At 45.0% G+C, this 23,876-nt stretch carries 24 protein-coding genes; 10 read left to right on the forward strand and 14 right to left on the reverse strand.

Going from position 1 to position 23,876, the window contains the following annotated elements; genetic code table 11:
- Nucleotides 1-3 precede the first annotated feature (3 nt).
- The 3 genes from AYW76_RS05050 to AYW76_RS05060 form a co-directional block, all read right to left on the reverse strand.
- A complete protein-coding gene (locus AYW76_RS05050) occupies nucleotides 4-1,152 on the reverse strand; it encodes an efflux RND transporter periplasmic adaptor subunit (protein ID WP_067216616.1) in 1,149 nt (382 codons plus the stop codon).
- Between the two features lie 241 nt (nucleotides 1,153-1,393).
- A complete protein-coding gene (locus tag AYW76_RS05055; RefSeq protein WP_067216619.1) occupies nucleotides 1,394-2,890 on the reverse strand; it encodes a CoA-acylating methylmalonate-semialdehyde dehydrogenase in 1,497 nt (498 codons plus the stop codon).
- A gap of 41 nt (nucleotides 2,891-2,931) precedes the next feature.
- A complete protein-coding gene (locus tag AYW76_RS05060) occupies nucleotides 2,932-4,272 on the reverse strand; it encodes an aspartate aminotransferase family protein (RefSeq protein ID WP_067216623.1) in 1,341 nt (446 codons plus the stop codon).
- Nucleotides 4,273-4,629: 357 nt separating this feature from the next.
- Here AYW76_RS05060 and AYW76_RS05065 point away from each other — a divergent pair, with 357 nt between their 5' ends.
- Nucleotides 4,630-5,430: a substrate-binding periplasmic protein gene (locus AYW76_RS05065; protein WP_156489026.1), complete on the forward strand. Its 801-nt coding sequence runs from the start codon at nucleotides 4,630-4,632 to the stop codon at nucleotides 5,428-5,430.
- 17 nt (nucleotides 5,431-5,447) lie between these two features.
- Nucleotides 5,448-7,874, forward strand: coding sequence for a putative bifunctional diguanylate cyclase/phosphodiesterase (locus AYW76_RS05070; RefSeq protein WP_067216629.1), 2,427 nt, complete (start codon nucleotides 5,448-5,450; stop codon nucleotides 7,872-7,874).
- A gap of 37 nt (nucleotides 7,875-7,911) precedes the next feature.
- Here the strand turns inward: AYW76_RS05070 and AYW76_RS05075 are convergent, their stop codons facing one another.
- Entirely contained in the window at nucleotides 7,912-8,433 is a 522-nt protein-coding gene (locus AYW76_RS05075) for an acyltransferase (RefSeq protein ID WP_197467765.1), read from the reverse strand.
- Between the two features lie 270 nt (nucleotides 8,434-8,703).
- Between AYW76_RS05075 and AYW76_RS05080 the strand changes: the two genes are divergently transcribed.
- The 3 genes from AYW76_RS05080 to AYW76_RS05090 all read left to right on the forward strand — a co-directional run bounded on the left by AYW76_RS05080 (nucleotide 8,704) and on the right by AYW76_RS05090 (nucleotide 10,892).
- Entirely contained in the window at nucleotides 8,704-9,075 is a 372-nt protein-coding gene (locus AYW76_RS05080) for a glutathione S-transferase N-terminal domain-containing protein (protein WP_067032164.1), read from the forward strand.
- Between the two features lie 215 nt (nucleotides 9,076-9,290).
- Entirely contained in the window at nucleotides 9,291-10,385 is a 1,095-nt protein-coding gene (locus AYW76_RS05085; RefSeq protein ID WP_067216635.1) for an ABC transporter substrate-binding protein, read from the forward strand.
- Nucleotides 10,386-10,451: 66 nt separating this feature from the next.
- On the forward strand, nucleotides 10,452-10,892 hold the full coding sequence (locus AYW76_RS05090; protein WP_067216638.1) for a pseudoazurin: 441 nt from the start codon (nucleotides 10,452-10,454) through the stop codon (nucleotides 10,890-10,892).
- Between the two features lie 6 nt (nucleotides 10,893-10,898).
- Here the strand turns inward: AYW76_RS05090 and AYW76_RS19195 are convergent, their stop codons facing one another.
- The 5 genes from AYW76_RS19195 to AYW76_RS05115 form a co-directional block, all read right to left on the reverse strand.
- Nucleotides 10,899-11,762 carry an N-acetyltransferase gene (locus tag AYW76_RS19195; RefSeq protein WP_197467766.1) on the reverse strand — a complete coding sequence of 288 codons (864 nt, stop codon included), beginning with the start codon at nucleotides 11,760-11,762 and terminating at the stop codon, nucleotides 10,899-10,901.
- Between the two features lie 147 nt (nucleotides 11,763-11,909).
- On the reverse strand, nucleotides 11,910-12,533 hold the full coding sequence (locus tag AYW76_RS05100; RefSeq protein ID WP_067216642.1) for a bifunctional 4-hydroxy-2-oxoglutarate aldolase/2-dehydro-3-deoxy-phosphogluconate aldolase: 624 nt from the start codon (nucleotides 12,531-12,533) through the stop codon (nucleotides 11,910-11,912).
- Nucleotides 12,534-12,548: 15 nt separating this feature from the next.
- Nucleotides 12,549-14,024, reverse strand: coding sequence for a glucose-6-phosphate dehydrogenase (zwf, locus tag AYW76_RS05105; RefSeq protein WP_067216645.1), 1,476 nt, complete (start codon nucleotides 14,022-14,024; stop codon nucleotides 12,549-12,551).
- A gap of 19 nt (nucleotides 14,025-14,043) precedes the next feature.
- Nucleotides 14,044-15,018: a glucokinase gene (gene glk / locus AYW76_RS05110; protein ID WP_067216648.1), complete on the reverse strand. Its 975-nt coding sequence runs from the start codon at nucleotides 15,016-15,018 to the stop codon at nucleotides 14,044-14,046.
- 108 nt (nucleotides 15,019-15,126) lie between these two features.
- Entirely contained in the window at nucleotides 15,127-16,191 is a 1,065-nt protein-coding gene (locus AYW76_RS05115) for a sensor domain-containing diguanylate cyclase (protein ID WP_067032182.1), read from the reverse strand.
- A gap of 208 nt (nucleotides 16,192-16,399) precedes the next feature.
- On the opposite strand from AYW76_RS05115, the gene AYW76_RS05120 reads away from it, so the two are divergent.
- Nucleotides 16,400-16,723, forward strand: coding sequence for a hypothetical protein (locus AYW76_RS05120; protein WP_067216653.1), 324 nt, complete (start codon nucleotides 16,400-16,402; stop codon nucleotides 16,721-16,723).
- On the opposite strand, the gene AYW76_RS05125 is transcribed toward AYW76_RS05120, so the two are convergent.
- Entirely contained in the window at nucleotides 16,720-17,745 is a 1,026-nt protein-coding gene (locus tag AYW76_RS05125; protein WP_082866109.1) for a DUF3080 family protein, read from the reverse strand. The genes AYW76_RS05120 and AYW76_RS05125 overlap by 4 nt on opposite strands.
- Here AYW76_RS05125 and AYW76_RS05130 point away from each other — a divergent pair.
- Nucleotides 17,744-18,145 carry an acyl-CoA thioesterase gene (locus AYW76_RS05130; RefSeq protein ID WP_231872552.1) on the forward strand — a complete coding sequence of 134 codons (402 nt, stop codon included), beginning with the start codon at nucleotides 17,744-17,746 and terminating at the stop codon, nucleotides 18,143-18,145. The two genes, AYW76_RS05125 and AYW76_RS05130, sit on opposite strands and share 2 nt — an antisense overlap.
- A 126-nt stretch (nucleotides 18,146-18,271) precedes the next feature.
- Nucleotides 18,272-18,697 (forward strand): FlxA-like family protein, encoded by a 426-nt coding sequence (locus AYW76_RS05135; protein ID WP_067216656.1) that lies wholly within the window; start codon nucleotides 18,272-18,274, stop codon nucleotides 18,695-18,697.
- 12 nt (nucleotides 18,698-18,709) lie between these two features.
- On the opposite strand, the gene AYW76_RS05140 is transcribed toward AYW76_RS05135, so the two are convergent.
- The 3 genes from AYW76_RS05140 to AYW76_RS05150 form a co-directional block, all read right to left on the reverse strand.
- Nucleotides 18,710-18,928, reverse strand: a complete 219-nt coding sequence (locus AYW76_RS05140; protein ID WP_067032191.1) for a VF530 family protein — start codon at nucleotides 18,926-18,928, stop codon at nucleotides 18,710-18,712.
- 62 nt (nucleotides 18,929-18,990) lie between these two features.
- Nucleotides 18,991-19,527, reverse strand: coding sequence for a DUF924 family protein (locus AYW76_RS05145; protein WP_067216660.1), 537 nt, complete (start codon nucleotides 19,525-19,527; stop codon nucleotides 18,991-18,993).
- An 18-nt stretch (nucleotides 19,528-19,545) separates the two neighbouring features.
- Entirely contained in the window at nucleotides 19,546-21,009 is a 1,464-nt protein-coding gene (locus tag AYW76_RS05150) for an FAD-dependent oxidoreductase (RefSeq protein WP_067216663.1), read from the reverse strand.
- Between the two features lie 204 nt (nucleotides 21,010-21,213).
- Between AYW76_RS05150 and AYW76_RS05155 the strand changes: the two genes are divergently transcribed.
- Nucleotides 21,214-21,465 (forward strand): DUF2164 domain-containing protein, encoded by a 252-nt coding sequence (locus AYW76_RS05155; RefSeq protein ID WP_067032197.1) that lies wholly within the window; start codon nucleotides 21,214-21,216, stop codon nucleotides 21,463-21,465.
- 10 nt (nucleotides 21,466-21,475) lie between these two features.
- On the opposite strand, the gene AYW76_RS05160 is transcribed toward AYW76_RS05155, so the two are convergent.
- On the reverse strand, nucleotides 21,476-21,958 hold the full coding sequence (locus tag AYW76_RS05160; RefSeq protein ID WP_067216667.1) for an NUDIX domain-containing protein: 483 nt from the start codon (nucleotides 21,956-21,958) through the stop codon (nucleotides 21,476-21,478).
- 313 nt (nucleotides 21,959-22,271) lie between these two features.
- Here AYW76_RS05160 and AYW76_RS05165 point away from each other — a divergent pair, with 313 nt between their 5' ends.
- Complete coding sequence (locus AYW76_RS05165) at nucleotides 22,272-23,771, forward strand: FAD-dependent oxidoreductase (RefSeq protein ID WP_067216671.1); 1,500 nt, start codon at nucleotides 22,272-22,274, stop codon at nucleotides 23,769-23,771.
- Nucleotides 23,772-23,876 lie beyond the last annotated feature (105 nt).

Here is a 23,876-nt window from a genome sequence, read left to right on the forward strand (position 1 = left end):
TCCTTATGATGCTGACGGTTTAACGTCTGCTAAGGCCAATTCAGCCGTTTTGATTGATACATTTCTAGGAGCAATTATCATACCTGGCCCCACTCGAGCAGGGCCATTTACCGCAATCCGCTCATTGGGCTGCAAGCCCGACTCAATGACGCGGAGTTCACCCTCACGACGCCCGAGCTGAACCTGGCGGTATTCCAACATATTGTCTTGATTAACCACTAAGACAAAGCGATTTTCTAAGTCCGTTCCTACCGCGCGATCAGGTACTAAAATAGACGGCTGACTTGCCGCGGCCTGTAGCTGGATACGAGCAAACGCACCGGGTCGAAGTACCTCATCATTTGACTTAAATGACGCTCGCACACGTAACGTACCACTCTCAATATTGATTTGATTGTCTATGAAGTCTAAAAAACCATGATATTCATTCTGAGCTTTGCCTGATAAAACTAAAGTGGCCTGTGTTTGGCTATTTGCTTTAACCTGTAAAAATGAGTCATTCCATGTACGCTCATCCACATCAAAGTATGCATGTAGATAATCCGTTGCGACCAGTTTCGTTAGGACACTTTGCCCCGCTTGTACGGTATTACCAACGGTAATAAATGCATTAGATACTTGTCCATTAATCGGCGCTCGAACCTCGGTAAACTGTAGATTTAACAAAGCGGATTCCAACGCAGCTTGTACTGAAGCCAGTTCAGCACGACGCTGCTGAGCAACGGACATTCGGGACTCTGCTTGCTCTGCTGACATAGCGTTACGTCCTTGCAGACTTTTAGCCCGTTGTGCTTCAGACTGAGCCTGAGTGAGCGCCGCTTGTGCACGGTTTAGTTCCGCAGTTAAGCGAGCGACTTCAGCAGAAAATGGGCGAGGGTCGATTTTGAATAGTAAATCACCGCGTTTAACTTGACTGCCCTCTTTAAAAGACACTTCATCAATGACACCTGACACTCGTGGGCGCAAGTCCACTTGCTGTGGCGACTCTAAGCGCGTAGTAAATGTGTACTCGGGGCTGTATTGGGCGTAAACCACCTTCGCTACATCTACGGGTTGAGATGGTTTTTTTGTAGCAACCGTTGAATCCGCTTCTGCGGAGCAACCGACTATGACTGTAGCCAAAAACAAAACAGAAAATATTCGCAAAGACATGTACCTAACTCCGTTGATAACGATTGCGTCAAAAGAAAGTCGGCAAGTATCTACGAATGGCCTTTAACTCTGTAGTAGGCACCAAGTTAAATTGGTTTAAACCTAAAGTTACAACAAAACGATGCAATAGCTCCTGAATCACTCACTATCAATAAAAATGGCACCATTCTTATTGAAATAGTGCCATTCAAGGTTGAGAATGTGACGATCACCTTGTCATGCTTAGAGAGTGTAAATGGATCTACTGCTGACTTGGAAAGGCAAATTGTGCTGCTTCATGAGTTGCACGTTTTGGCCAACGCTGGCTGATTGCTTTGCGTCGTGTGTAGAAACGAACGCCATCCGGGCCGTATGCGTGTAAGTCGCCAAAAAGCGAGCGCTTCCAGCCACCAAAACTGTGTGAAGCAACAGGGACTGGTAATGGCACATTGACGCCGACCATGCCAGCTTCAACTTCATCGCAAAACATCTCAGCCGCTTCACCATCGCGCGTAAAGATACAGGTACCATTGCCGTACTCATGCTCATTAATCAACGCGATGCCCTCTTCTAAGCAGTTCACACGTACAATGCAAAGCACAGGCCCAAAGATTTCTTCTTGGTAAATACTCATCTCTGTGGTCACTCGATCAAACAGACAACCACCAATGAAGTAACCTTCTTCATATCCCTCTACGTTTAATCTACGGCCATCTACTAACAAGTTAGCGCCACTGGAAACACCTTCATCGACATATTGAGTCACTTTGTCAAAATGCTCTTTAGAGATCAGCGGCCCCATTTCTGAGCTTTCTTGAGTGTATGCGCCTACTCGCAACGCTTGAATTTGCGGAATAAGCTTTTCTATTAAACGTTCTGCTGTTTCATCGCCAACGCATACCGCTACGGAGATCGCCATGCAACGCTCACCACAAGAACCAAAAGCAGCGCCCATTAAAGCACTGACTGCACCCTCTAGCTCTGCATCAGGCATAACGATCGCATGGTTCTTGGCTCCGCCTAGCGCCTGCACTCGCTTGCCTTTCGCCGTACCTTGAGAATAGATATACTCCGCTACTGGCGTCGAGCCGACAAAACTCATGGCTTTCACCTGAGGCGCCTCGATCAATGCATCGACAACTTCTTTGCCGCCGTTGATGACACTCAATACGCCTTTTGGCAACCCCGCTTCCACGAGAAGTTTCGCAATATAAAGCGTCGAACTTGGATCTTTTTCTGACGGCTTCAAAATAAAGCAATTGCCACATACTATGGCTAACGGATACATCCACAAGGGCACCATAGCAGGGAAATTGAAGGGGGTTATGCCCGCCACAATACCAACAGGTTTACTGTCACTCCACGCATTAATCCCAGGGCCTGTATTAGAAGAATACTCACCTTTAAGTAACTCAGGTGCACCACAAGCGTATTCAACATTCTCAATACCACGTTGCAATTCACCTAATGCATCAGGAAGCGTTTTACCGTGTTCTTCACTGATCAGCTTTGCGATCGTTTCTTTGTTCTGCTCCAGCAGTTCTTTGAAACGAAACATGATGCGTGCACGCTTTAACGGCGGTGTGGCTTTCCACTCAGGTAACACCTCTTCGGCCGCCGCTATGGCCGCTGTAACAGTCTGAGCATTGCCCATTTCCATAGAGCACGTAACTTTACCTGTTGCAGGGTTAAATACATCGATGACTTGTTCGCTGTGGCTGATCATTTCACCTGCGATAAAATGCGTTACTGTTTCCATAACTTTGTATACCTATTGATACGGTTTAAATATGTGATGACTTAATCTAACTCGTGTAGCGTCTCATGGACGGCACTAAACAAACGCTCTAAGTCTTCTGGATCGGCATTAAAAGTGGGCCCAAATTGCAACGTATCACCTCCTGCTCGAACACAATAGCCTTTGTCCCAAAGTGCCAACATGGCTTTGAAGGGGCGAATGGTTGGATCACCGTCTTTAGATTGAATTTGAAGTGCGCCCGCTAAACCACAATTACGTATATCTATCACGTGATCGGTTCCCTTAAGGGCATGCAATTTATTCGCAAAAATAGGGGCTAATTCCGCCGACTGCTCAATTAAATGATCGCGCTCAAGTAAATCTAAACAGGCCAACGCTGCTGCACAAGCCACAGGGTGAGCGGAATACGTATAACCATGGGTAAATTCGATCGCATGATCGGCTAGAGGTTGCTCCATAAATGTTTTATAGATCTCCTCTGAAGTCACTACGGCCCCCATCGGAATGGCGCCATTGGTAAGCTGCTTAGCTGTATTTAAAATATCCGGCGTGACGCCGAAATACTCCGCTCCCGTCCAGCGACCCATTCGGCCAAACGCAGTAATGACTTCATCGAAAATAAGTAAGATGTCATGTGCATCACAGATCTCACGTAGGCGTTGCAAATACCCTTCTGGCGGCACCAAAACACCAGCAGAACCTGACATAGGCTCAACAATCACTGCGGCGATGTTTGAGGCATCGTGAAGTTCAATCAGTTTCAAAAACTCATTCGCCAATGCCACACCGCCGGTTTCAGCCATGCCTTTGGTAAAAGCTAACTCTGGCTGCAGAGTATGTGGAAGGTGATCTGCATCTAGGAGTTGGCCAAAGGTTTTACGGTTACCATTTATACCGCCTAGGCTGGTGCCACCGAAATTTACCCCGTGATAACCTCTTGCTCGACCAATTAGCTTAGTTTTGCTGGGCTTACCTTTCGCCCTCCAATAGGCACGAGCTAGTTTTAACGAGGTATCAGCGCTTTCCGAGCCAGACCCTGTAAAAAGCACGTGATCAAGACCCTTTGGCATTTTCGCAACGATGCGCTCAGCAAGCTGAAAAGACAACGCATGCCCAAATTGGAAGGCTGGTGAGTAATCGAGAGTCCCTAGTTGCTCTGCGACCGCTTTCTGGATTTCTGGACGTGAATGACCCGCACCACAAGTCCAAAGCCCTGACAGAGAATCGTAGACATCGCGCCCATGCTGGTCTTTGAACCAAGATCCAGCTGCCGATGCAATAATACGAGGATGGCTATGAAAGTGGCGATTGGCTGAAAACGGCATCCAATGCGCACTCAAATCAACCTCTGTTTCTCCCTGCGAAAATCGATAATGACTCATGCTAACCCCATATTTTTCTATTCTATAGGAGTCTTTTTCGCATGAGTTTGGCCGCTATTAAATACAAACTTACTTTACTCAGCTTAAGTAAAAACGAAACTGAGTCGCTCATTACTCGCAGCAAAAGCTTAATATCAGGCCGAAGCTTTCTGTCAATTTAGTAGATTCCATTGGTTTATAAGCATTTTTTAAATGAGAAAAGCACCGTTAACCGATATAACAAAAACTTATCCATAAGCGACTTATTACTTTACAGATAAAAGGTAATATGTTTCTGTGTGTAATAATGGTGCAAATAAACAGGAAAAAACCTGAAGCAACTACTCGTAATCTGTTAGTAAAAATGGGAGAGGGGATTTGAAGTATCGTCATAGTTACCTACTGTGTAGTGGACTTTTACTTCTTAGCAGCCCCTCGGTTTACGCGGCAGAAGAAATAGTGCTTTACAGCATGCACTTCCCTCCCTACTCCATTGATGCGCGCGTTGCGCCTTCGTACGAGGCTGACGTCGGAGAAGATGGTTTCTATGGCGTTGACATTGAAGTCATTCGAGCAGCCTACGCTTCGCAAGAAATCGAGGTCACATTTAAAAGCGCGCCTTGGAAACGCATGATGCGTGATGTAAAAGCTGGGCTTATCCTAGGGGTTGTATCATGTCGTCCTATCTCAGCGCGAGCACCTTTTAGCTACTTTTCAGATGCTGTTAGCTACTCCACTATGGTAATGGCAACACAAAAAGGCCAATTTGGAGATCAGAACTCTTACCCACTGGAAAAACTGAACTTTTACAAAAATATCGTGATGGCGGGGTGGGCCCAAGAGCATATTTTAACACGCAACAATATCAGCTACACCGTGGTCAATGGTATAAACCAAGGTGTTTCACTTATATTACATCGCAATCAAGATGTCTTTATGACAGACAAAGAAAGTCTGCTTTACGTATTGGATCAGATGGATGTAAAGGATCAATTTAGTCTCTACAACATAGATAACATTGACTATACAGACTATAGCGTTTGCTTTAGTAAGCGATACGAACAGTCAAAACGCCTACGACACGCTTTAAATCAAGGCTTACAGGTTCTTCGAGAATCAGGAAAAATCAATGCCTTGTATGCAAAGTATGGGATTACGAATCCCAACGTTGATTCTTAACTTTACGAAGACTCTTTATGTTGGCACTTCACAAACGCTTATCCTATAAACAAGCTAAATGGGCCTTAGTACTCCTGATTGCTATGGGGATCTTAGGTAGCTCTTTTCAAATATATACGGATTGGCACGAAGAAAAAGAAAATATTACCGGCCGCATAATAGGGACATTAGAGACCGTAGAAAACGCCGCAACCGAGTCAGCCTATACATTAGACGCCAACTTGGCTAAGCAAGTTGTTGCAGGATTAGTGCGAACCAATGTATTTATTGAAATCGTACTAACAGACGATTTAAACAACCAAATGGCTTACTACAGTAGGCCTGCCTCTTCCAATGCTTTCAGTTGGGTGTCTCATTACCTAGCCATTGATTTAAAGCAGACGTATACCCTAGAGCTCAAGCGAGGCAAGCTTAAAGTCGGTGAACTGATTGCCAACATCGATAATGGAGCCGTCACAGAAAACTTTATTCGTCGCAATCTTCGCTTAATCACGACCGCAATCCTGGCGACGCTCGTATTAAGCGCTGCGTTCCTCACCTTAATTTACCTTCAAACGTCGCGACCTTTATCTAGATTTATTCAACAGCTTGAAAGTGTTGGCCGTAGTAAATTCAGCGATGGCGATGTGCATTTCACTGAAATTAAACGTGACGATGAACTCGGCGTCTTGGCTAGGACCTTCACAACGCTATGGCACCAACGTCAAACCGTAGAAGCAGAGCTCGAAAAGCGCGAGGCCTATTTTCGCGCCGTAATGCAACAATCACGTGAATGTATGCTACTGACGTCTCAAACAGGGCAAATACTAGATTATAACGACGCGGCGATACATTTATTAGGCTATCGAGAATCTAGTATCAAATCGATGAACCTAAAAAACATTGATCATAAATTTAACCAAGAAGTATTGATCGATTGGTCACAAAATGCGCTCGGAAAAGTCTCTACGTTTGAAACCCGTTATGTACGTCATAACGGCACCATGGTGCCCGTTGAAGTATGTGCCAGCATGATCACATTAGAGAATATTCCCCGCTATCTTGTCTCTGTTCGTGACATCACTCAGCGAATAAAGGATCAAGAACAGGTCAAATACCTCGCCTACTATGATGCTTTAACCAACCTTCCTAACCGACGCCTTCTGCATGACCGCTTAGAAAATGCGATCGCTGTCGCCCGAGAACATCGTCATATTGGTGGTGTTCTGTTTATCGATCTAGATCGTTTTAAAACCATTAATGACTCCATGGGACACCATGCGGGTGATCAGCTGCTTATTGAAGTATCAAAGCGTATCAACACCTTAATCTCTAAAGGAGACACCGCGTCTCGCTTAGGCGGCGATGAGTTTGTCTTACTGTTACCAGATATCTGCCACGATATGCAGGATGCACAAGCCATGGTGTCTCATCTTGCAGAGCAACTTTTGGGCACGCTGAGCACCGCCTTTGTCATTCAAAATGTAGAACTTTATGTATCAGCCAGTATTGGTATCAGCCTGTTCCCTCTGGATCAATCAGATGGCATGCGTATATTACAACAAGCCGATACCGCGATGTACAAAGCCAAAGAAAGCGGCCGTAGTGGCTTCCATTTCTACCGTAGTGAAATGCAACAGTTTGCAACGGAACGCTTAAAAATGGAAAAAGCATTACATCATGCATTAGAACGGGACGAGCTCTATTTAGTCTACCAACCTCAAGTAAATGGTCTGGGAGAACTCATCGGCTTTGAAAGTCTGGTGCGCTGGTTAAGCCCTGAGCTTGGGCCGATTTCACCAGCTGAATTTATTCCTATCGCAGAGGAAACTGGCTTAATAGCGCCTTTAGGTGAATGGGTATTGATGGAAGCGTGTCGTCAATTGCGCACATGGCAACAGGTCGTTGGTCTACCAGCAAGCTTTAAAAGCCTAGCGGTAAACATCAGTCCATTCCAATTTTCACGCGAAGACTTTGTCGAGCAAATTCAACACGTTATTGATACCACAGGAGTTGATGCCGCCCAGCTCGATTTAGAGATCACCGAAGGCATGTTGGTTGAAAACATCAAAGCCGTGGCCGCAAAAATGCATGCCTTACAACATCGCGGTATTCGTTTTTCTATTGATGACTTTGGTACTGGCTATTCATCTTTACGCTATTTACAGCATTTACCATTAGATCAGTTAAAAATTGATCAGTCTTTTATTCGAGACATTACAGAAGACCCTAACAGCTACGAAATCATTAATACGATTATCTCCATGGCAAAACATATGAAGCTGTCCGTCATCGCAGAAGGTGTCGAAACTAACTTTGAAGAAAACATTCTAAGCAGCATTGGCTGCCATCGATTCCAAGGGTTCTATTTCTCCAAACCCTTAGACAAGCATACGGCTACACAATGCTTAATAGAAAAAAAACGCTTCCCGTTGCAGCTTAATGAAGTATCTACCACATCCTAAATTGACACTCTTAAAGCCTGATGTATTGAAACAAAAACTAGAACGTTAACGCCTCATGCCACGACATATCCGAGGCGATAACTTTTGCTGGAGAGCCTGCAGCGACTTCATTATTAGCAATGCTTTTTGTCAACGTGGAATTGATCCCAACGATAGAGCCCTCGCCAATGGTAACCCCTTTTAGTACCGTAACATTATCAGCCAACCAAACAGAACAACCTACAGTGATGTCTTTAGCAAAATTAACACGCTGTCCCGCTTTCAAAATATCATGGCCATCACTGGTCATCAGCTTTACATTACGCGACAACATACAATCAGCACCAAGTGCTAAGCGTGTGCCTTCTTCACGGGATGACAGATAGCAATTCTCACCAATCACGCACCCTTCATCGATCGTAATCGAACAGTTGTTACCCAAAATTTCTATGTGTACATTACGGAGATTGCACCCTTTCGCAATTCGTAAATGGTTGTTTCGACCTTTCACTATGATCTTACATCCGCGAATTTTTGCAGAAGCATCAATCGATACATGATTGCCTTGCGCTACCTTCATCTTATTTCTCAGGTTTAATTTTAGAAAATCAATAACGTTCATAAAGGGTCCAATTCAAATCAACCAGCAGCACAAAAAGCACTTATCCGATAACATAAAAGCAAAGAATACGCTTGAGCGACTAAGCCACGCAAGCTAGAACAATGATATCGACTAAAATACGACGCTGATAAAAAACATTGTGTCTAATACTTAAACAGCAGCTGCTTTCAAGCTAGAATGGCGCAAAATCTGAGAAACACCCTAGAATACGAATAAGCGAGTCCATCTATGAAATTGTTCATTAAACTGATCCGTAACTTACTTGGAGGCATCATAGCCTTACTTGACTTAATTACCCGTGGGTCTAAAAAGAAGCGTACTCCTGAGCAGCAGCAGGAAGTGAATCAAGCAGCACAAGATCTTACCCTTTATCAATTTTTTGCTTGTCCGTTCTGCACTAAGACTCGACGCGCGATTTACAAGCTCAACCTTCCAGTGGAAAAACGCAGTGCCTCCGAAGGATCGCCTTACCGAGAAGAGCTAAAACAAGGCGGTGGTAAAGTAAAAGTACCTTGCCTGCGCATTGAAAAAGACGGCCAGACAGAATGGCTGTATGACTCGAAAGAAATCATTCGCTACTTAGAAAACCGCTTCGCTTAATGACTTTAAATAAGCGTCCCCTTAAAGTGCCCCTGAGATAAATCAACGGGGCATTTTTTATTTCCACCGTACTTCTCCACGCTCAATAAAGAACCACATCCCATCACATGAATACCATCATATAAAATGAAAACGAATCTCAATATCACTTGAAAACAAAGATTTTCTCCCTACAATAGACGCCAATAATTCTCGTTTACACTATAAGGATACCTATGAAACGTTTCGTTTTGGCAGCGTTAACAACCTCGCTTATGGCTGCATCTGCTCATGCTGACATCCAAACCATTGAAGATGTATTAGGGCGCAGCGTAAACGTTGATGTCCCCGCTCAACGCGTCGTTCTAGGTTTTTATGCTGAAGACTATATGGCTATTGGAACCGAACAGGCCTTTGATCACGTTGTAGGTATCTCTCGAGATACATGGGAAGCTTGGCGCCCTGCCAGCTGGAAGTTATATACAGATTACCGCCCATCACTTAAACAAATTCCCGATGTTGGCGAAGTCGAGTCTCAGACGTTTTCCGTTGAAAAAATCATTAGTCTAAACCCTGATGTTATCTTACTAGCAGACTGGCAATACAAAGGTTTAGGCATGGACGTGGACACCTTGGAAGACGCCGGCATTCCTATTGTCGTGGTGGACTATAATGCTCAAACACTTGAACGCCATCTCAAAAGTACACAAATCATTGGTGCTCTGACCGACCAAAAAGACCGCGCGCAAAAAATTTCTGACGAATACGAAGCATTGGTGGAACACATTCATACCACCATAGAAAACGCCCAACAGCCCAAACCTCGAACCTATATAGAGTTTGGTAATCAAGGACCAAGTGAATATTCATTTACCTATGGTAAAAACATGTGGGGCGCTATGGTAACCAGCGCAGGGGGCGACAATATTGCCGCGCCTTTTGTTGAGTGGTGGGGGCCGATCAATCCTGAGCAAGTGTTAGCATCAGACCCGGAAGTCATCTTCATTACTGGTACTGAAACAGGAAAACAATCGAACGCTATGGTCATGGGCCAAGGTATTCGACGAGAACAAGCTAAAGAAAGACTTGAAGGTTTTACTAAACGACCAGGTTGGGAAAGCTTATCAGCGGTAGAAAACAACCGTGTATATGGAATTTATCAAGGCGCTTCTCGAACCATCCTTGATGGTAGCATGTTGCAGTTTATCGCTAAATCTCAATACCCTAAATTGTTTAAGGAGCTAGATCCTGAACAACACTATCTGGATTTTTATAAACGCTATTTACCTGTTGTCCCAAAAGGTACTTTCACCGTCAGTCTTGATAAGTAACTCAATAAGAACGCATAGCAAGGCAGACTTTCATGCTTTGCTATGCGACATTAGGAAGATGTGAACATGATTAAATTTTCAACGCCTATACTCTTAAGTATGGTATTGTTAGCGACTAATAGCCTCGCCAAAGATTGGCAAATTCAAATGCTAAATTACGGTGAATCAGGATCTATGGTCTTCGAGCCAGATTACATTCATGCCAACGTTGGCGATACCGTAACCTTTATTCCAACTCAATCAGGGCACAACGCCAAGTCTTATATTGTCCCTGAAGACAGCTCGGCTTGGTCAAGTAAGTTAAATCAGGAGCATACCCTGTCTTTAGAAAATGAAGGTGTTCACGTGTATTATTGCCCACCACATTTAATGATGGGGATGGTAGGCGTTATTCAAGTTGGCAATGCCAAAAATCTTGAAAAAGTGTCTAGTAAATACCCTCGTTTACGTTCCAAGATTGCATTACAACCTGAACGAGTCGATACAACCATCGCTAAAATCCGCTAATTTTTACTAGGCGCTCGCCCAAGCCATCACATATTCTCTGTGGCCTGTGTGCTCATTCAGCTGCTCACTGGCTACTTTGAAACCTTGCGACATATAAAAACCTATACTCGGCTCATTCGCAGCATAAACCGTTAACGTCAGCGCTTTTTGCTGAGCTTTAGCATGCGCTAGTAAGCACTTACCTACACCTTTAGCTTGCTCATCTGGTGCCACAAACAATGCCGCCAAAGTGCTATTAGTCAGTGCGTAAAAACCCACCACTTTGCCCTGCTTTTCGTACACGTACACTTTTGCAGAAGGTAAGTAAGCATCGCGCATCGCTTCAACTTGCGAAGCCCAAAAATCAGGCGCCACAAAATCATGCGTTTTAATAGAAGCGGTTAACCAGATACTCAGTACCACATCCATATCGCAGTCTTCAAACGCCCGCACGCCGTCTAAAGCACCTTCGCCCAACAATCGACCTACACGATCTTTCGCTTGGTGCTTTACCCCATCGTCAATACACGAACCGACAGCCACTAACGCCGCTCCAATCATGCCGATATCATCGGTGTACCCGAGCAATGGTGTTAAATCGGGAATCGCGTCAATCGGCGTCAGTAAATACCCTAACGCCCCATAGATTGCGGTCTTATGAGCGAAGGTACAGTTTTTGTGCTCCGTCGCGTAATACAACGTAAACGCTTTTTCTAACCCTGATCGACCAATCGAACCAGCATAACGCTTACACTTCGTCCAAAAGCTCACGTCATCGTAGGCACAAGCGTATTCCTCGGCGGCTTCCGCCACGCTCATCGGCTGCTCAAGTAGATCATCATCGATCAGAGGATCATGACTCTTTCGCTTAAACGTCAGCTTATTAAACATGCCACTCCTCCATCATTTGCTGTCTATCGACAATCGCGCTATGAATACAGTATGTCTTAGTAAAGTATAAAAATAAAAGTTCAAATCAAAAAATGCCCCGCTGTTTTCACAGAAGGGCATTTAGAAAAGCACTGGAACGCTGAAGAATTACTGTTGAACCGATTTTGCCAGCTCGGTAATCTCGTCCCACTTACCCGCTTGTACAAGATCCGTCGGTACAATCCAAGAACCACCAACACACAGTACACTTTCAAGTGCTAAGTAGTCTTTGTAGTTCTTTTCATTAATGCCGCCTGTTGGGCAAAAACGGATATGAGGCATCGGGCCAGAAAACGCTTTAAGCGCTTTTACACCACCGTTCACTTCCGCAGGGAAGAATTTAAAGTGGTCGTAGCCGTATTCAAGGCCCAACAAGATATCAGAGATGGTCGCCACAGCCGGCAAGTAGGGAATATCATATTCTTTGCCGACGGCTAACAAATCAGGTGTCAGGCCAGGACTAATAATAAACTGGGAACCTGCTTCAACCGCTTGTATATATTGCGCACGTGAGCACACTGTTCCAGCACCGACGATCGCATCAGGTACTTCTTTACGCAGTGCAGTAATCGCCTCTAGAGCGGCGTCGGTACGAAGCGTTACTTCTAAAACAGGCACGCCACCTGCAACCAATGCCTTACCAAGGTTGACGGCTTGCTCCACATTATCCACAACAATAACTGGGACAACTGGCGTTGCTGTCATCACTTGAGCGGCGGTATAAGTTGTCATAATAAAGTCCTTAACTTAATAATCGTGCCAGTTACGGCCATCTTTAATCGGAAGCGCCATAGACGCGGCGGGTCCCCAAGAACCAGAAGCATATTCTTTTGGACGCTCACTGGTTTGGCTCCAAGCGGCCATAATGCCATCTACCCATTTCCAAGCGGCTTCCACTTCGTCGTAACGCATAAACAATGTTGCATCATCACGCATAACATCAAGTAACAAACGTTCGTAGGCTTCAGGGCTGCGCTTGTTATTAAACGCTTCACTTAAACTTAAGTTCAAATCAACGGGCTGCAGATTCATACCTTCTCCCGCACCCGGTACTTTGTTCATGACCGTTAAAGAGATTTTTTCTTCTGGTTGCAGGCGAATAATCAATTGGTTACGTTGCAGCTGACGGTTACTTTCATCATTAAAGATGCTGTGCGGGACCGACTTATACTGAATCACGATTTCAGAATAACGCTGACCTAAACGCTTGCCAGTACGCAGGTAAAAAGGCACACCAGCCCAACGCCAGTTATCAATATCCGCTCGTAGCGCAACGAAGGTCTCAGTTCGAGACTCAAGGTTAGAGCCTTCTTCATCGAAATACCCTTTAACGTCTTTACCGTTAATCATGCCTTTCGCATATTGGCCACGTACAGTCTTGGTGTAAGCATTCGCCCCTTCGATAGGACGCAGAGCTTTTAACACCTTGATCTTTTCATCACGAACTGAATCGGCGTCGTTGCGACCAGGAGGTTCCATCGCCACCAAGCACAACAACTGCACTAAGTGATTTTGAACCATGTCACGTAGCGCACCCGCTTTGTCGTAGTAACCCCAACGCCCTTCTACACCAACGGTTTCAGATACAGTGATCTGAACGTTATCAATGTGCGCGCTGTCCCATAATGGCTCAAACAAGGTATTACCAAAACGGATCGCGAGGAGGTTTTGTACCGTTTCTTTACCTAGATAATGGTCGATACGGAAAATTTGTTTCTCACCGAAGTTTTGCGTCACTTCATCGTTGATCGCACGTGACGAAATTAAATCACGGCCTAACGGCTTCTCAAGCACCACACGCATGCGCTCTTGGTTTAAGCCATGATTGGCAAGCGACGAACAAATTGAACCAAATAGATCCGGTGACGTAGCTAGGTAAAACACGACATCTTTCTCGTCGTCGCCAACATTGTGTTCATTAAAACGAGCAAAGTCAGACTCTTCCTGCGCATCAACAGAAACATAGCTCAAACGCTCTTTAAAACGTGGCCACGTGTTTTTATCACCAACGCTGGTAGGAACGAATTCATTCAAGGCTTCGCGCACTTTGTCTTGGTAATCCTGCGCGCTCATGTCGCGGCGTGACGCACCAATAATGCGGGTATTTTTTGCCAGCAGACCGTCTTGGTCTAAATGATAGAGAGCTGGAAGAAGTTTGCGCATGGCCAAATCACCACCGCCACCAAAAATTACCACATCACAGGCTTTTAAACTTGCCTTCATCTTTTTCTCTCCGGTTCTATTAGGCTTGATCTACAAGATACGATGCGTAGTTGGCGCACCCTACCAGCCCTGGGTATTCAGACATCACAACAAACGTCGGGATCGGCGATACAAATGCCTTCATACGACCTTTATCTTGCATTGCGTCACGAAACGCACTGCGCTTAATATGCTCTAGATAACGCGGCACAATACCGCCTGCGATGTATACACCACCGCGTGTTTCAACAGATAAAATTAAATCTCCAGTGAAGCGTCCTAGAAAGGTAAAAAATTGAGCAAGTGTCGCGTCAGCTATAGGGTCATCGCCTCGCTCTAAGGCTGCACCTATTTCAGGTGCAGATAAACGTTTTGACGTACCGTCTCTTAAAGCCAGTGCTTCATAAATGTTTTCCAGTCCCATGCCGGATATAACACGCTCAGCGGAGACACGATAATGACGATCACGAAGGAAATGTAAAATATAGTCTTCTTGGTCATTACACGTCGCTAAATCCACGTGTCCGCCTTCACTAGGCAAAACAATATTTACGCTATTCTCTTGCGGAACCACACACGCAACACCGAGTCCCGTCCCCGCACCCAATACCCAAGCTGCGGCTTTAGGATCGACTGCTGAAGGCTCACCAATCTGCACCAACTCTTCCGAAGGAATCACTTCAAGACTGTGAGCAATGGCATCAAAGTCGTTCAGCAACGCAATTTTTTTATCAGCGCCAAAATGCTCTTGGATCTGCTGGCGAGTAAAATGCCACGGATTGTTAGAAAAACGAATCACATCTTGGTTCACTGGCCCTGCAATAGCTAAGACAATCGCATTAATAGAGTCAAAGTCCACACTACATTGATCAACATAAGCAGAAACGGCATCAAAGAAAGACTCATACTCTTTGCATGAGTAAACGCTCACTTCCTGTGGTTGGTATTGATTGATCGGTACCAAGGCAAAACGTGCGTTTGTCCCTCCCAAATCCGCGATCAAAGCATGAGACATAGTAAACCTCTTAGGAGTTTTAATTTTTTTGAAATTTTACAACGAAAAAGCGTGTAAAAACACCTGAACATGAAAATAATACCGGCCAAAAATGTAATTTTATTACATTTAGCGTATTTTGTTCAGAAATTTGAAGACTTTCGTAGGAACAGATCGCTTGCGGTTGTTTTTGTAGTTATAGAGACGCTCGTCCGCTATTTTCAGCAATTGCTTATAGCTACTAGGGGCATCAGATAATACGCTAGCACCACCATAACTGATGGTGATTGGCACAAGATTGCTTTTGTAACGTAAAGGATTCGATTGCAAGTAGTCATGAACAGACTCCGCAATCGCGATGGCTTGCTCATAACTTTTCCCAGGTATTACAAAAACAAACTCGTCTCCGGCAAAACGGAACGCCAACCCCTGCTTATACACATGCCGCAAAAGACGTTTCGCTATGTATTCTAGCACTTCATCACCACAATTGTGCCCTAAAGTGTCGTTGATCGATTTAAAAGCATCGCAATCAATAAAGACAGCGGTTAAATCCCGATTTTGACCTTTACAGCGAGCAAATTCTCGCTCGAGCATCAACTCTAGTTGGCGGCGATTAAGTAAGCCAGTAAGGGGATCGCGGGTCGCTAGATATTCTAACTTCTCCCGAGCGGTCACATTGCTCAAACAAATGGATATTTTAATCGATAACTGATCCAACAGGAATGTATCCTTGGTGGCAGAATCATAGCGGGTTGGGTCTTGGTCAGCTTGGCAAAATAGTCCCACTAACTCACCGTCTATGGTCAATGGAGAAATCGCTACGGACCCAACAATGCCTCGATAAGACTGTGGGATCACTTCCCAATAACGCTCGATATCTTGGTTGACCTGTACTGTTTTAATGCCCGTACCGATTGCATCGATCATTGCACTGCGTCGCGTGAACAAAACGCGATCTTTTAAACCAACGGTTTTTTCTAAGGTTTCAATCAGATGGGCAAGAGGGGCTTCATTAATAAGGTTGACCCAAACGAATGGGACATTAAATTGTTTTTGCACTTCTTTAGTAAGCGTGGAGACAAACTGATCACAACGGCCAATCGATAGAATACAACGCTCAATGTCAAAAAACTTCAGCGCGATCTGCTCGTTATGCCTTACGTTATCTATTAGCTCATCTATATTGTGCATCCAACCAACCTAATCAGACTTGGGAACTAAGCGATTTGCTAGCTAAGCACTATCCTCTCTTGGTAGTGTCTAGATTTTGTGCAAACATCACTTTATTCAATACCTTTATAAACGTACTGTCTATGAAAAACTTTAGCTTAATTTGCTGACTTTATTAAAGAATTTATATAAATGCCGATAACATAACTATCCAAGAGACGTGGCATTTATGAATATTAGAGACGTTTTAGAAACACAGCTAACCCATGAGGTGAAAGCAGGCGCCCGGGTATCCGGGAACGCCAACTTTGCACTGTTCATGAGTCTCTTTAGCCAGCCAGGGCCAAGTCTACGCAACGCAGAAGACACGCTGAACCAACACCAACCTCATGCGGTCAACCGTCCAATCCAGTTCTCAGCAGGGATTGGCAGTAACCCAACGGCCAACATAGCTTTGCTTAAAGCTCTCAGCCACGAACCTCTAGCTCAAGGTGCGGCCACTGCTTACAACGCCGTAGACGCAGTCGACAACTTACTGACAGCTCAAGCCTAACCCACACCTTCTCCACACATTGCAAAAATACGACTCCACGCTCGACCGTGCTCCCGAGAAGCCATTAAATAACGCTGCCACTCACTGCTTGACGACTTCATATCAAACTGACCAATAAATTCGCGCCACTCGGAATGATCAATTGGACTTTGTACCCCTAGTTGTTGCACCACAGGTAATACTTGATAAGCCACTGTGTTTATACGCGCCATGTAAGGCTGTAAAACATCGATATAATGTTTTTCAAACTGCTGCCTAAGAAAGTTTAATGGAGCACCACATATTTCCTGACTTTGGCTTAATGGTTCAAGCGCCACACTGGTTTGCTCTAAGTAATGACGAATATGACTCATGCTGTACAACAACTTTCCCAGATACTCACTTTCATAAATAGCCTTCATGTCGGCTTCGATTTGAGCACTGCTTACTTGCGGAATCTCATCTAAGTGATCACTAACACGTTTAAGATGCTGTAACGCAGTGATCAATTCTTGGTAGTGGGACTCAGCAGGAGAAAGCGGAAGATAACCATTAGCCATGCTAAATAATGAGGCCGTTTCTTCTCCGGCCCAGAGCATATTAGACAAAGCGAACGGCAGTTCACTGGCTTTTACTTGCGCCACATTGGTCAACTTTGTCGCAAGTTCGGTATTCTCTATCTCACAGGTTCGAATCGCGTGAATAATCGCCAGCTCGTATACAAAACGCTGACTTGTCGCCATGACCCGTCCAAGTATACTATTGCGTTGTCCAGCTAAAGCGCCAACATCACAGCGTTGCAGAGACAAAAATTCTAATAAGCCAACATCAAATTGACTCAACTCCATCTGCCGTGTCCTCAATGCTGGCATTGGCAACAACGACACGTTTGAATCCACCTCGATTTGAACAAACGCTGACCGATTCAGGTCATTTAAATAGGATTCAAAAAGCGCCTGTGGAGCGAAACGGCGATCACAACCTGCCAGCAGCACACCCAATAGCAATAATATAATCGATTTTCGAGAGAGCAATAACGTCATGATGAACACTCTTTTAATTCAAAAGCGCGAAGAAATATCTGAAACGCGGGTCGCTAAAATGGTCTTCCCAAGTACCACAAACCACTATGACACGCTCTTTGGTGGTGAAGCACTCAAGTGGATGGACGAAGTGGCTTACATTGCCGCAACACGCTTTGCCCGCAAACAAGTGGTTACGATTTCGACAGGGCAAGTGGATTTCAAACGCCCTATCCCATCCGGAATTTTAGTTGAGCTTGTCGCCCGTGTCGTAAAAGTTGGCCGCACTTCTTTGAAAGTCGAGGTCAATATCTTCCTAGAAGAGCTCTACAGCGATAAGCGAGAAAAAGCCATTACCGGCCATTTTAATTTTGTCGCAATCGATGAGCATAAAAAGCCGACGCCTATATTTGAAGAGTAGTGCCATATATTTATAACGCATATGATTAGCACAAAAAAAGAAAATGACGCCAATACACTCATTAACATCGAAGACCAGCCGATATAAAAACACATATATTTTTATATCGTATACAAGGAGTGTCACATGAGTGATTCGTTATCAATGAATCTCAAAGCGATTAGACCTGCCTCTTCCATGGTTTCTGAAACAGGGAAGCTTTCAGGCGATCGCAATGTCACAAGCTATGCTGAAAAGTCACGCCAGTCACTTGATGAACAGCGTGGCGCCTCATCAGGCAGCCCAGAAATGCGCAAACTAAAGAGCGAATTGGCGGATCTAAAAATAGAACTAAAAGCCGCGCTTCAAGAAGGCGGTGGCGATGAAGCACAGCAAAAGATCCAAATGATTCAAGCTAAGATCGATCAAATAAACGCTCGGATTCGCGAGCTAGAAAAGCAAGAAGCAGAAAAACGCGAGCAACGAAACAACCCTAATCAAGAAGACAGCGATCAAGCCAAAACCGATATCACTGCGCTTGATATGGGCGCACTGATCAATGTTAAAGTTTGAGCGCTATGGTCGCTAGGCAAATGTATTGATATACAACGCTTCGACCTTGTCTCTTGCCCACTGGGTTTTGCGCAGGAATTTTAACGAAGACTTAACCGATGGATCATTACTAAAACACTTTACATTGACCTCTTTATAAAGACCTTCCCAACCGTATTGCTCAACCAAACGTGTGAGAATTTTTTCTAGGCTTAACCCGTGTAGTGGGTTGTTCTGTTGCGCATGGCTCATTGGGATTCCTATATCTATGAGACCGCCTAATTAGGCAAAAAGGCAGTCTAACAGAGAATGCGTTAGAAGCTCGAATTTGGCTGCTGTAAAAATGACAGCTCTTCTTGGCTAGAGTTACGCCCTAAGATTTCATTGCGATGAGGGTAACGCCCAAAACGATCGATAATGGCTTTATGTTGCTGCTCAAACTTTAAATTATTGTCATTGCCAAGTGCGGTAAATAATACCACTGCTTGCTCATGAATCTGCTTGGATTCACTGTGCATAAAGGGCATATATAAAAAGCTTCGTTGCGTCTCGGGCAATTCAAGATCAAAGCCCTTTGTAATGGCCGTCTGTGCCAACGCCAACGCGAGTGGATCACTGGCAAAAGACTCAGGCTTATCGCGGAAAATATTGCGAGAAAACTGATCCAATACAATGATTTCCGCCAAGCTCCCTAATGCGGTACTGCGCCACTCAAACAATTCGCATGCCCTAGCTTGAACATGAAGCGCTTCAAATCGATGCTTAATCGCTGTATCCAATGCCGCATCTTTTTGCCACCATTGCTTCGCTTCAAGCTCGGAAAACCAAAAGTCGATAACCGATTGATACATAGAGTACTCCCACATCATTTAAGGTGTTGTTCGTTTAACAATGTTTAAGCTACGACCACGAGGCTCATCTACTTTTTGCAATACGATGTCCGAATGTAAAAATTCTGCCGCCGCGGCAGAGTCTTGTACTTTCACTGAGCTGCGAGCCAACATTTGCGCTTCAAAGTCTGTGAGGATCGCCTCTCGAATGCCCTTGTCTCGCCAAGCAGACAGCGGCCAACATCCAGTAGAAATATCTCGCGCCAACCCCAGCGCATCCAGTAACGCTTGGTTCGCGCCTTGACCTTTAAAGGGGCTCATCGGATGCGCTGCGTCACCAATAAGCGTCGCTTGCTGTGCTTCAGAAAAGTGCTCAGGCGTTAACAGTTCTCGGTCATAAACAGGGTAACCGGAGACCAAAGCTTCATCGGTAGCGGATAAGATTTGTGGAATCGGATCATGCCATTGAGTTCGACGGCGCGCTTCTTCTTTTAAAGCCACTGGTCCTTTTGCACTAAGCTGAAGCGCGTCTTCTTCACTCATTCTAAAGCTTAACTGCCACATCACGGAATCGGCTTTGTAAGGCATGATGTAGATTCTCTCATTACCATTGGCGGTCTGAAATACCGTCGCCGCATCTAACAAATCACTTTGCAGATCATCAAGCGCCTCTAAAGCGCAAATGCCCAAAATCACAATACAGCCAAGGTAACGTAATGGGGTTTGTGCCTCCCCAATGATCTGCTCGCGCACAATACTGCGAATGCCATCGGCTCCGACGACTAAATCTGCTTTGGCGTGTTTTACCTCACCAGACACATTCAGCGTCAGATCGACACGCCCTTCCGGAGATCTTTCAAACGACATTAATTGATGGTTCCATTGCACGTTATTTTGGCGATCAAGTTGTTGAATCAACGCTTGTCGCAACGATTGACGCGCCACATGAATATTCGTGCGCTTAGGCGCTGTTTTAGTGCCTTCGTGCACCCACTTTCGCATGCCCCATTCACCAACGACCTTTCCCTCAGGGGTGTGAACCACGTGTCGTGTCGACACAACGCCTTCAGCCAACGCAGTGATGCCTAACCCCGCCATCTCTTTATTGGCTTGCTGAAGCGTCAACCCATAGCCTTGAGAGCGCGCGTCAAAACTGCTGTCACGCTCATACAGTGTGTAGGGAATACCGCGATGCAAACACGCCACTGCTAATGCCACCCCGCCGATACCGCCACCAATAATGGCCACGTGCGGATACGCTTCATTCACTGGTAAAAAACGATCACTAGCAAGCAAACCGCTGCCGTGGCACTTCCAGCATGTTTCTGGGTGCCCTTTAGGGCGCTCTGGTGCATCGCCTTCACCGCCTTGATCTTCGAAGGCAGCTAACTCTTTTTGGTATTGTAAACGTACTTTTTTACGCAACCGTCGGCTACGCTTGCCTCGGCCTTGGCACTCGGAGCACATCGCCCAACAGCGCTTTTCACTTTCTACATTGGTCACAGTTTAAGTCGCCTGATTATCCTGTTCTTTAATAAGCGAATGATAGCTGATCCAGACACAACTGGGGGACTCGCTTATGCTTTTTTCAACCGACACTGGCATTAAGGTCAGAAAATAACGACTGAATGAGTCAGTCAAGAAAGTGTTTCGATATGATATATAATCACGATAAATCATGAGTAATGCGTTAACGTAGGACAAGAAATGAAAGACATCGAATTTTCAAAAGATCAAAAAGATAATATGGTGCATAAAGTAAAACGTTATTTTGACGATGAATTAGACCAAGACATTGGTGCCTTTGAGGCAGAGTTTCTAATCGATTTTTTGGCTAAAGAACTTGGACCCTATTTTTATAATCGCGGGTTACAAGACGCGCAGCAAGCGTTGAATGACAAAATGGAAGAAGCCAATTACCTCATCCATGAGCTGGAACAGCCAGAGGGCTATTTATAAGTTAGCCTGTCTAAATTAAACGATTCATTGTCTCATCTGGCCCTTGGATATAACTCCCAACATGATGGCTGAAGTCCTTTTGTCTCACTTTATCGACTAGATATAGCAAGTCATCTGGATAAGATCGACGTTGAGGCAACTCGCTAAATGGGACCCATTCTACCGCTTGGATAACGGACTCGTCGTTTAAGCCTTCTAAATTCTCTAAATGAGGTTCCCCAGTGTAATTCGTCACATGATAGTAAAGCTCGATATTATAGCGATTCGTCTCACATTCTAAAAATTCACGGACACAAATAAGCTCGCCGATTGTGGTTTCAATACCGGCTTCTTCGAAGTATTCACGGCGTAGGCAGCCTTTGCTTGTAACGTCTTCAGGCTCAAATCCACCGCCTGGCGGCACCCAATACTCACCGGTTTCATCTTCTATTCGAAGTAATAAAATAGCGTCATGCCGAATCAATATTCCAGCGGCGCGAATACGATGCTCCACGTTTACTCTCTCCCTATCGAATAAATGACAAGTACTTGTGACCAACTTAGATTAACAATCAGAAATCTTAGCTTTTTTTTATGAACCATTTCTAGACTTCTTTCGTACCATTACGCCTAACCGTGGCGTAATCTGCAGTGACGCAAATAGACCTTAAATCGATGCACTCAGATTAGCTTTATTTGCACTCTTCGCACGATAAAAGTAAATGCCTTTTTTACAGCAAATGCATACGGCATGCTGCTATAAAAACAAGCATTAGCCGCGTAGAATGTCGCCAAATAACTCAACCTTTACAGAATGAGCGAAGTTAATGACTCAAACACTTACAGGTGAAAACTTGCGCGCAGCTAAAGCTAAGAAAGTAGCTGTTGTTGGCGCAGGAGTCGCGGGCTCGACCATCGCATTACGTCTGGCCGAGCTGGGAATCGATACAACCCTAATCGAGAAAGGTCCAAGCTTAGTCAATGGCCCTCCATTTTGCCATTTACATGCGGGCGGTAATCTCTACCGTGAAATTTCAGACCAGCAGTGCTTGACCTTATTGCAGCAATCCATTGACACAACAAAAGTCTACGTGCAGAGCATCAATGTACGTCCAACGGTTTTGGCCGTACCAACATCGGATCCAAGTGAACCTTTGGACTTATTGCCTCGCTTGGAAAAACTACGCACACAGTATCAAGTACTGGTCGATCAAGATGCCAGCAACGAAGTATTAGGCAAACCTGCTGATTACTTTCGTTTGTATGACCGAGCAGAAATTGAAGCCATTGGGCAAAGACCTCTACCAGAACAAGCACAATGTGACGAAGATTGGTTGGTCGCGTTTGCCAAACAGGTAAATTTAGACACGATAAAATTTCCTTTGGTTGTCGTTCAGGAGTACGGTTTATCCGCTTTTCGTTGGGCTGCAATCGCGAACCTCGCGATTGACCGTTTGCCGAGTTGTCACCTTCAAACTCATACCAGTGTTGTCGACATTCGCCGCAGCGAAACCGGTAAAGGCTGGCAAATCATCACCAAACCGGCATCCCGAAATTCAGAATCAACGGTCAATCAAGACGTTCAAGTGACTGAGTACGATTACGTAGTAAACGCCTGCGGTTTTAAAAGTGGTGAGCTAGACGATATGATCAAGGCCAAACGACAACGTATGGTCGAATTCAAAGCGTCTTTTGTCACACATTGGCCAGAGTGCCAAGGCCTATGGCCTGAAATTGTTTTTCATGGTCAACGCGGTACACCTCAAGGCATGGCGCAGTTAACGCCCTACCCTGGTGGTTACTTCCAATTACATGGTATGACGCAAGCGATCACTTTATTTGAAGGCGGTTTAGTTGCCAGTAGTGAGCAAAGTGCGCAGCCTAGATTGGCGCCACATTTTATTAAAAAAATTGATGAGCAATGGCCAGAGCACTTAGTGACAGAGCGTACGGTTAGTAATATTGCGCATATTGCTAAATTTATCCCTGACTTTAAATCCGCAAAAACCGCGTCAAAACCGTTATTTGGTGCGCAGCAAATTCCAGGGGAAGACCCAGATTTACGAGCAGCGGATGTCTCGTTTGATCAGCAAGGCTACGCACGTGCCGAAATTGTCAAAGCCTCCTCAGCTTTAGCAACGGCTGATGCCATTTTGAAGGACTTACTCGAAACAGGTGTGATCAAATCGGAGCTGGCGCAGCACTACTTAACTGAGCATTACTTCCCAGTGACAAAGCAATGCCGAAGCGATGAGATTACTAAACTGGCGGAACAATTTGCCCGCGACCGTCACTATCCAGATGCGCTGGCGAGGAACTTCAGCTAACACTTAAAGAGTACGTCATAAACAAAGCTTGGTTATTTGGCCAAGCTTTGTTTTAACATTTTGAACCTGACTCTTAGAAGCAATAATAGATCATTGAAGCATCGG

This window comes from Marinomonas gallaica, from assembly GCF_001639745.1.
Taxonomy (GTDB): Bacteria; Pseudomonadota; Gammaproteobacteria; order Pseudomonadales; family Marinomonadaceae; genus Marinomonas; species Marinomonas gallaica.

Coding starts and splice junctions, on each gene's coding strand:
- AYW76_RS05050 (WP_067216616.1), bottom strand. CDS start 1,152: ATGTCTTTGCGAATATTTTCTGTTTTGTTTTTGGCTACAGTCATAGTC.
- AYW76_RS05055 (WP_067216619.1), bottom strand. CDS start 2,890: ATGGAAACAGTAACGCATTTTATCGCAGGTGAAATGATCAGCCACAGC.
- AYW76_RS05060 (WP_067216623.1), bottom strand. CDS start 4,272: ATGAGTCATTATCGATTTTCGCAGGGAGAAACAGAGGTTGATTTGAGT.
- AYW76_RS05070 (WP_067216629.1), top strand. CDS start 5,448: ATGTTGGCACTTCACAAACGCTTATCCTATAAACAAGCTAAATGGGCC.
- AYW76_RS05075 (WP_197467765.1), bottom strand. CDS start 8,433: ATGAAGGTAGCGCAAGGCAATCATGTATCGATTGATGCTTCTGCAAAA.
- AYW76_RS05080 (WP_067032164.1), top strand. CDS start 8,704: ATGAAATTGTTCATTAAACTGATCCGTAACTTACTTGGAGGCATCATA.
- AYW76_RS05085 (WP_067216635.1), top strand. CDS start 9,291: ATGAAACGTTTCGTTTTGGCAGCGTTAACAACCTCGCTTATGGCTGCA.
- AYW76_RS05090 (WP_067216638.1), top strand. CDS start 10,452: ATGATTAAATTTTCAACGCCTATACTCTTAAGTATGGTATTGTTAGCG.
- AYW76_RS19195 (WP_197467766.1), bottom strand. CDS start 11,762: ATGTTTAATAAGCTGACGTTTAAGCGAAAGAGTCATGATCCTCTGATC.
- AYW76_RS05100 (WP_067216642.1), bottom strand. CDS start 12,533: ATGACAACTTATACCGCCGCTCAAGTGATGACAGCAACGCCAGTTGTC.
- zwf (WP_067216645.1), bottom strand. CDS start 14,024: ATGAAGGCAAGTTTAAAAGCCTGTGATGTGGTAATTTTTGGTGGCGGT.
- glk (WP_067216648.1), bottom strand. CDS start 15,018: ATGTCTCATGCTTTGATCGCGGATTTGGGAGGGACAAACGCACGTTTT.
- AYW76_RS05115 (WP_067032182.1), bottom strand. CDS start 16,191: ATGCACAATATAGATGAGCTAATAGATAACGTAAGGCATAACGAGCAG.
- AYW76_RS05120 (WP_067216653.1), top strand. CDS start 16,400: ATGAATATTAGAGACGTTTTAGAAACACAGCTAACCCATGAGGTGAAA.
- AYW76_RS05130 (WP_231872552.1), top strand. CDS start 17,744: ATGATGAACACTCTTTTAATTCAAAAGCGCGAAGAAATATCTGAAACG.
- AYW76_RS05125 (WP_082866109.1), bottom strand. CDS start 17,745: ATGACGTTATTGCTCTCTCGAAAATCGATTATATTATTGCTATTGGGT.
- AYW76_RS05135 (WP_067216656.1), top strand. CDS start 18,272: ATGAGTGATTCGTTATCAATGAATCTCAAAGCGATTAGACCTGCCTCT.
- AYW76_RS05140 (WP_067032191.1), bottom strand. CDS start 18,928: ATGAGCCATGCGCAACAGAACAACCCACTACACGGGTTAAGCCTAGAA.
- AYW76_RS05145 (WP_067216660.1), bottom strand. CDS start 19,527: ATGTATCAATCGGTTATCGACTTTTGGTTTTCCGAGCTTGAAGCGAAG.
- AYW76_RS05155 (WP_067032197.1), top strand. CDS start 21,214: ATGAAAGACATCGAATTTTCAAAAGATCAAAAAGATAATATGGTGCAT.
- AYW76_RS05165 (WP_067216671.1), top strand. CDS start 22,272: ATGACTCAAACACTTACAGGTGAAAACTTGCGCGCAGCTAAAGCTAAG.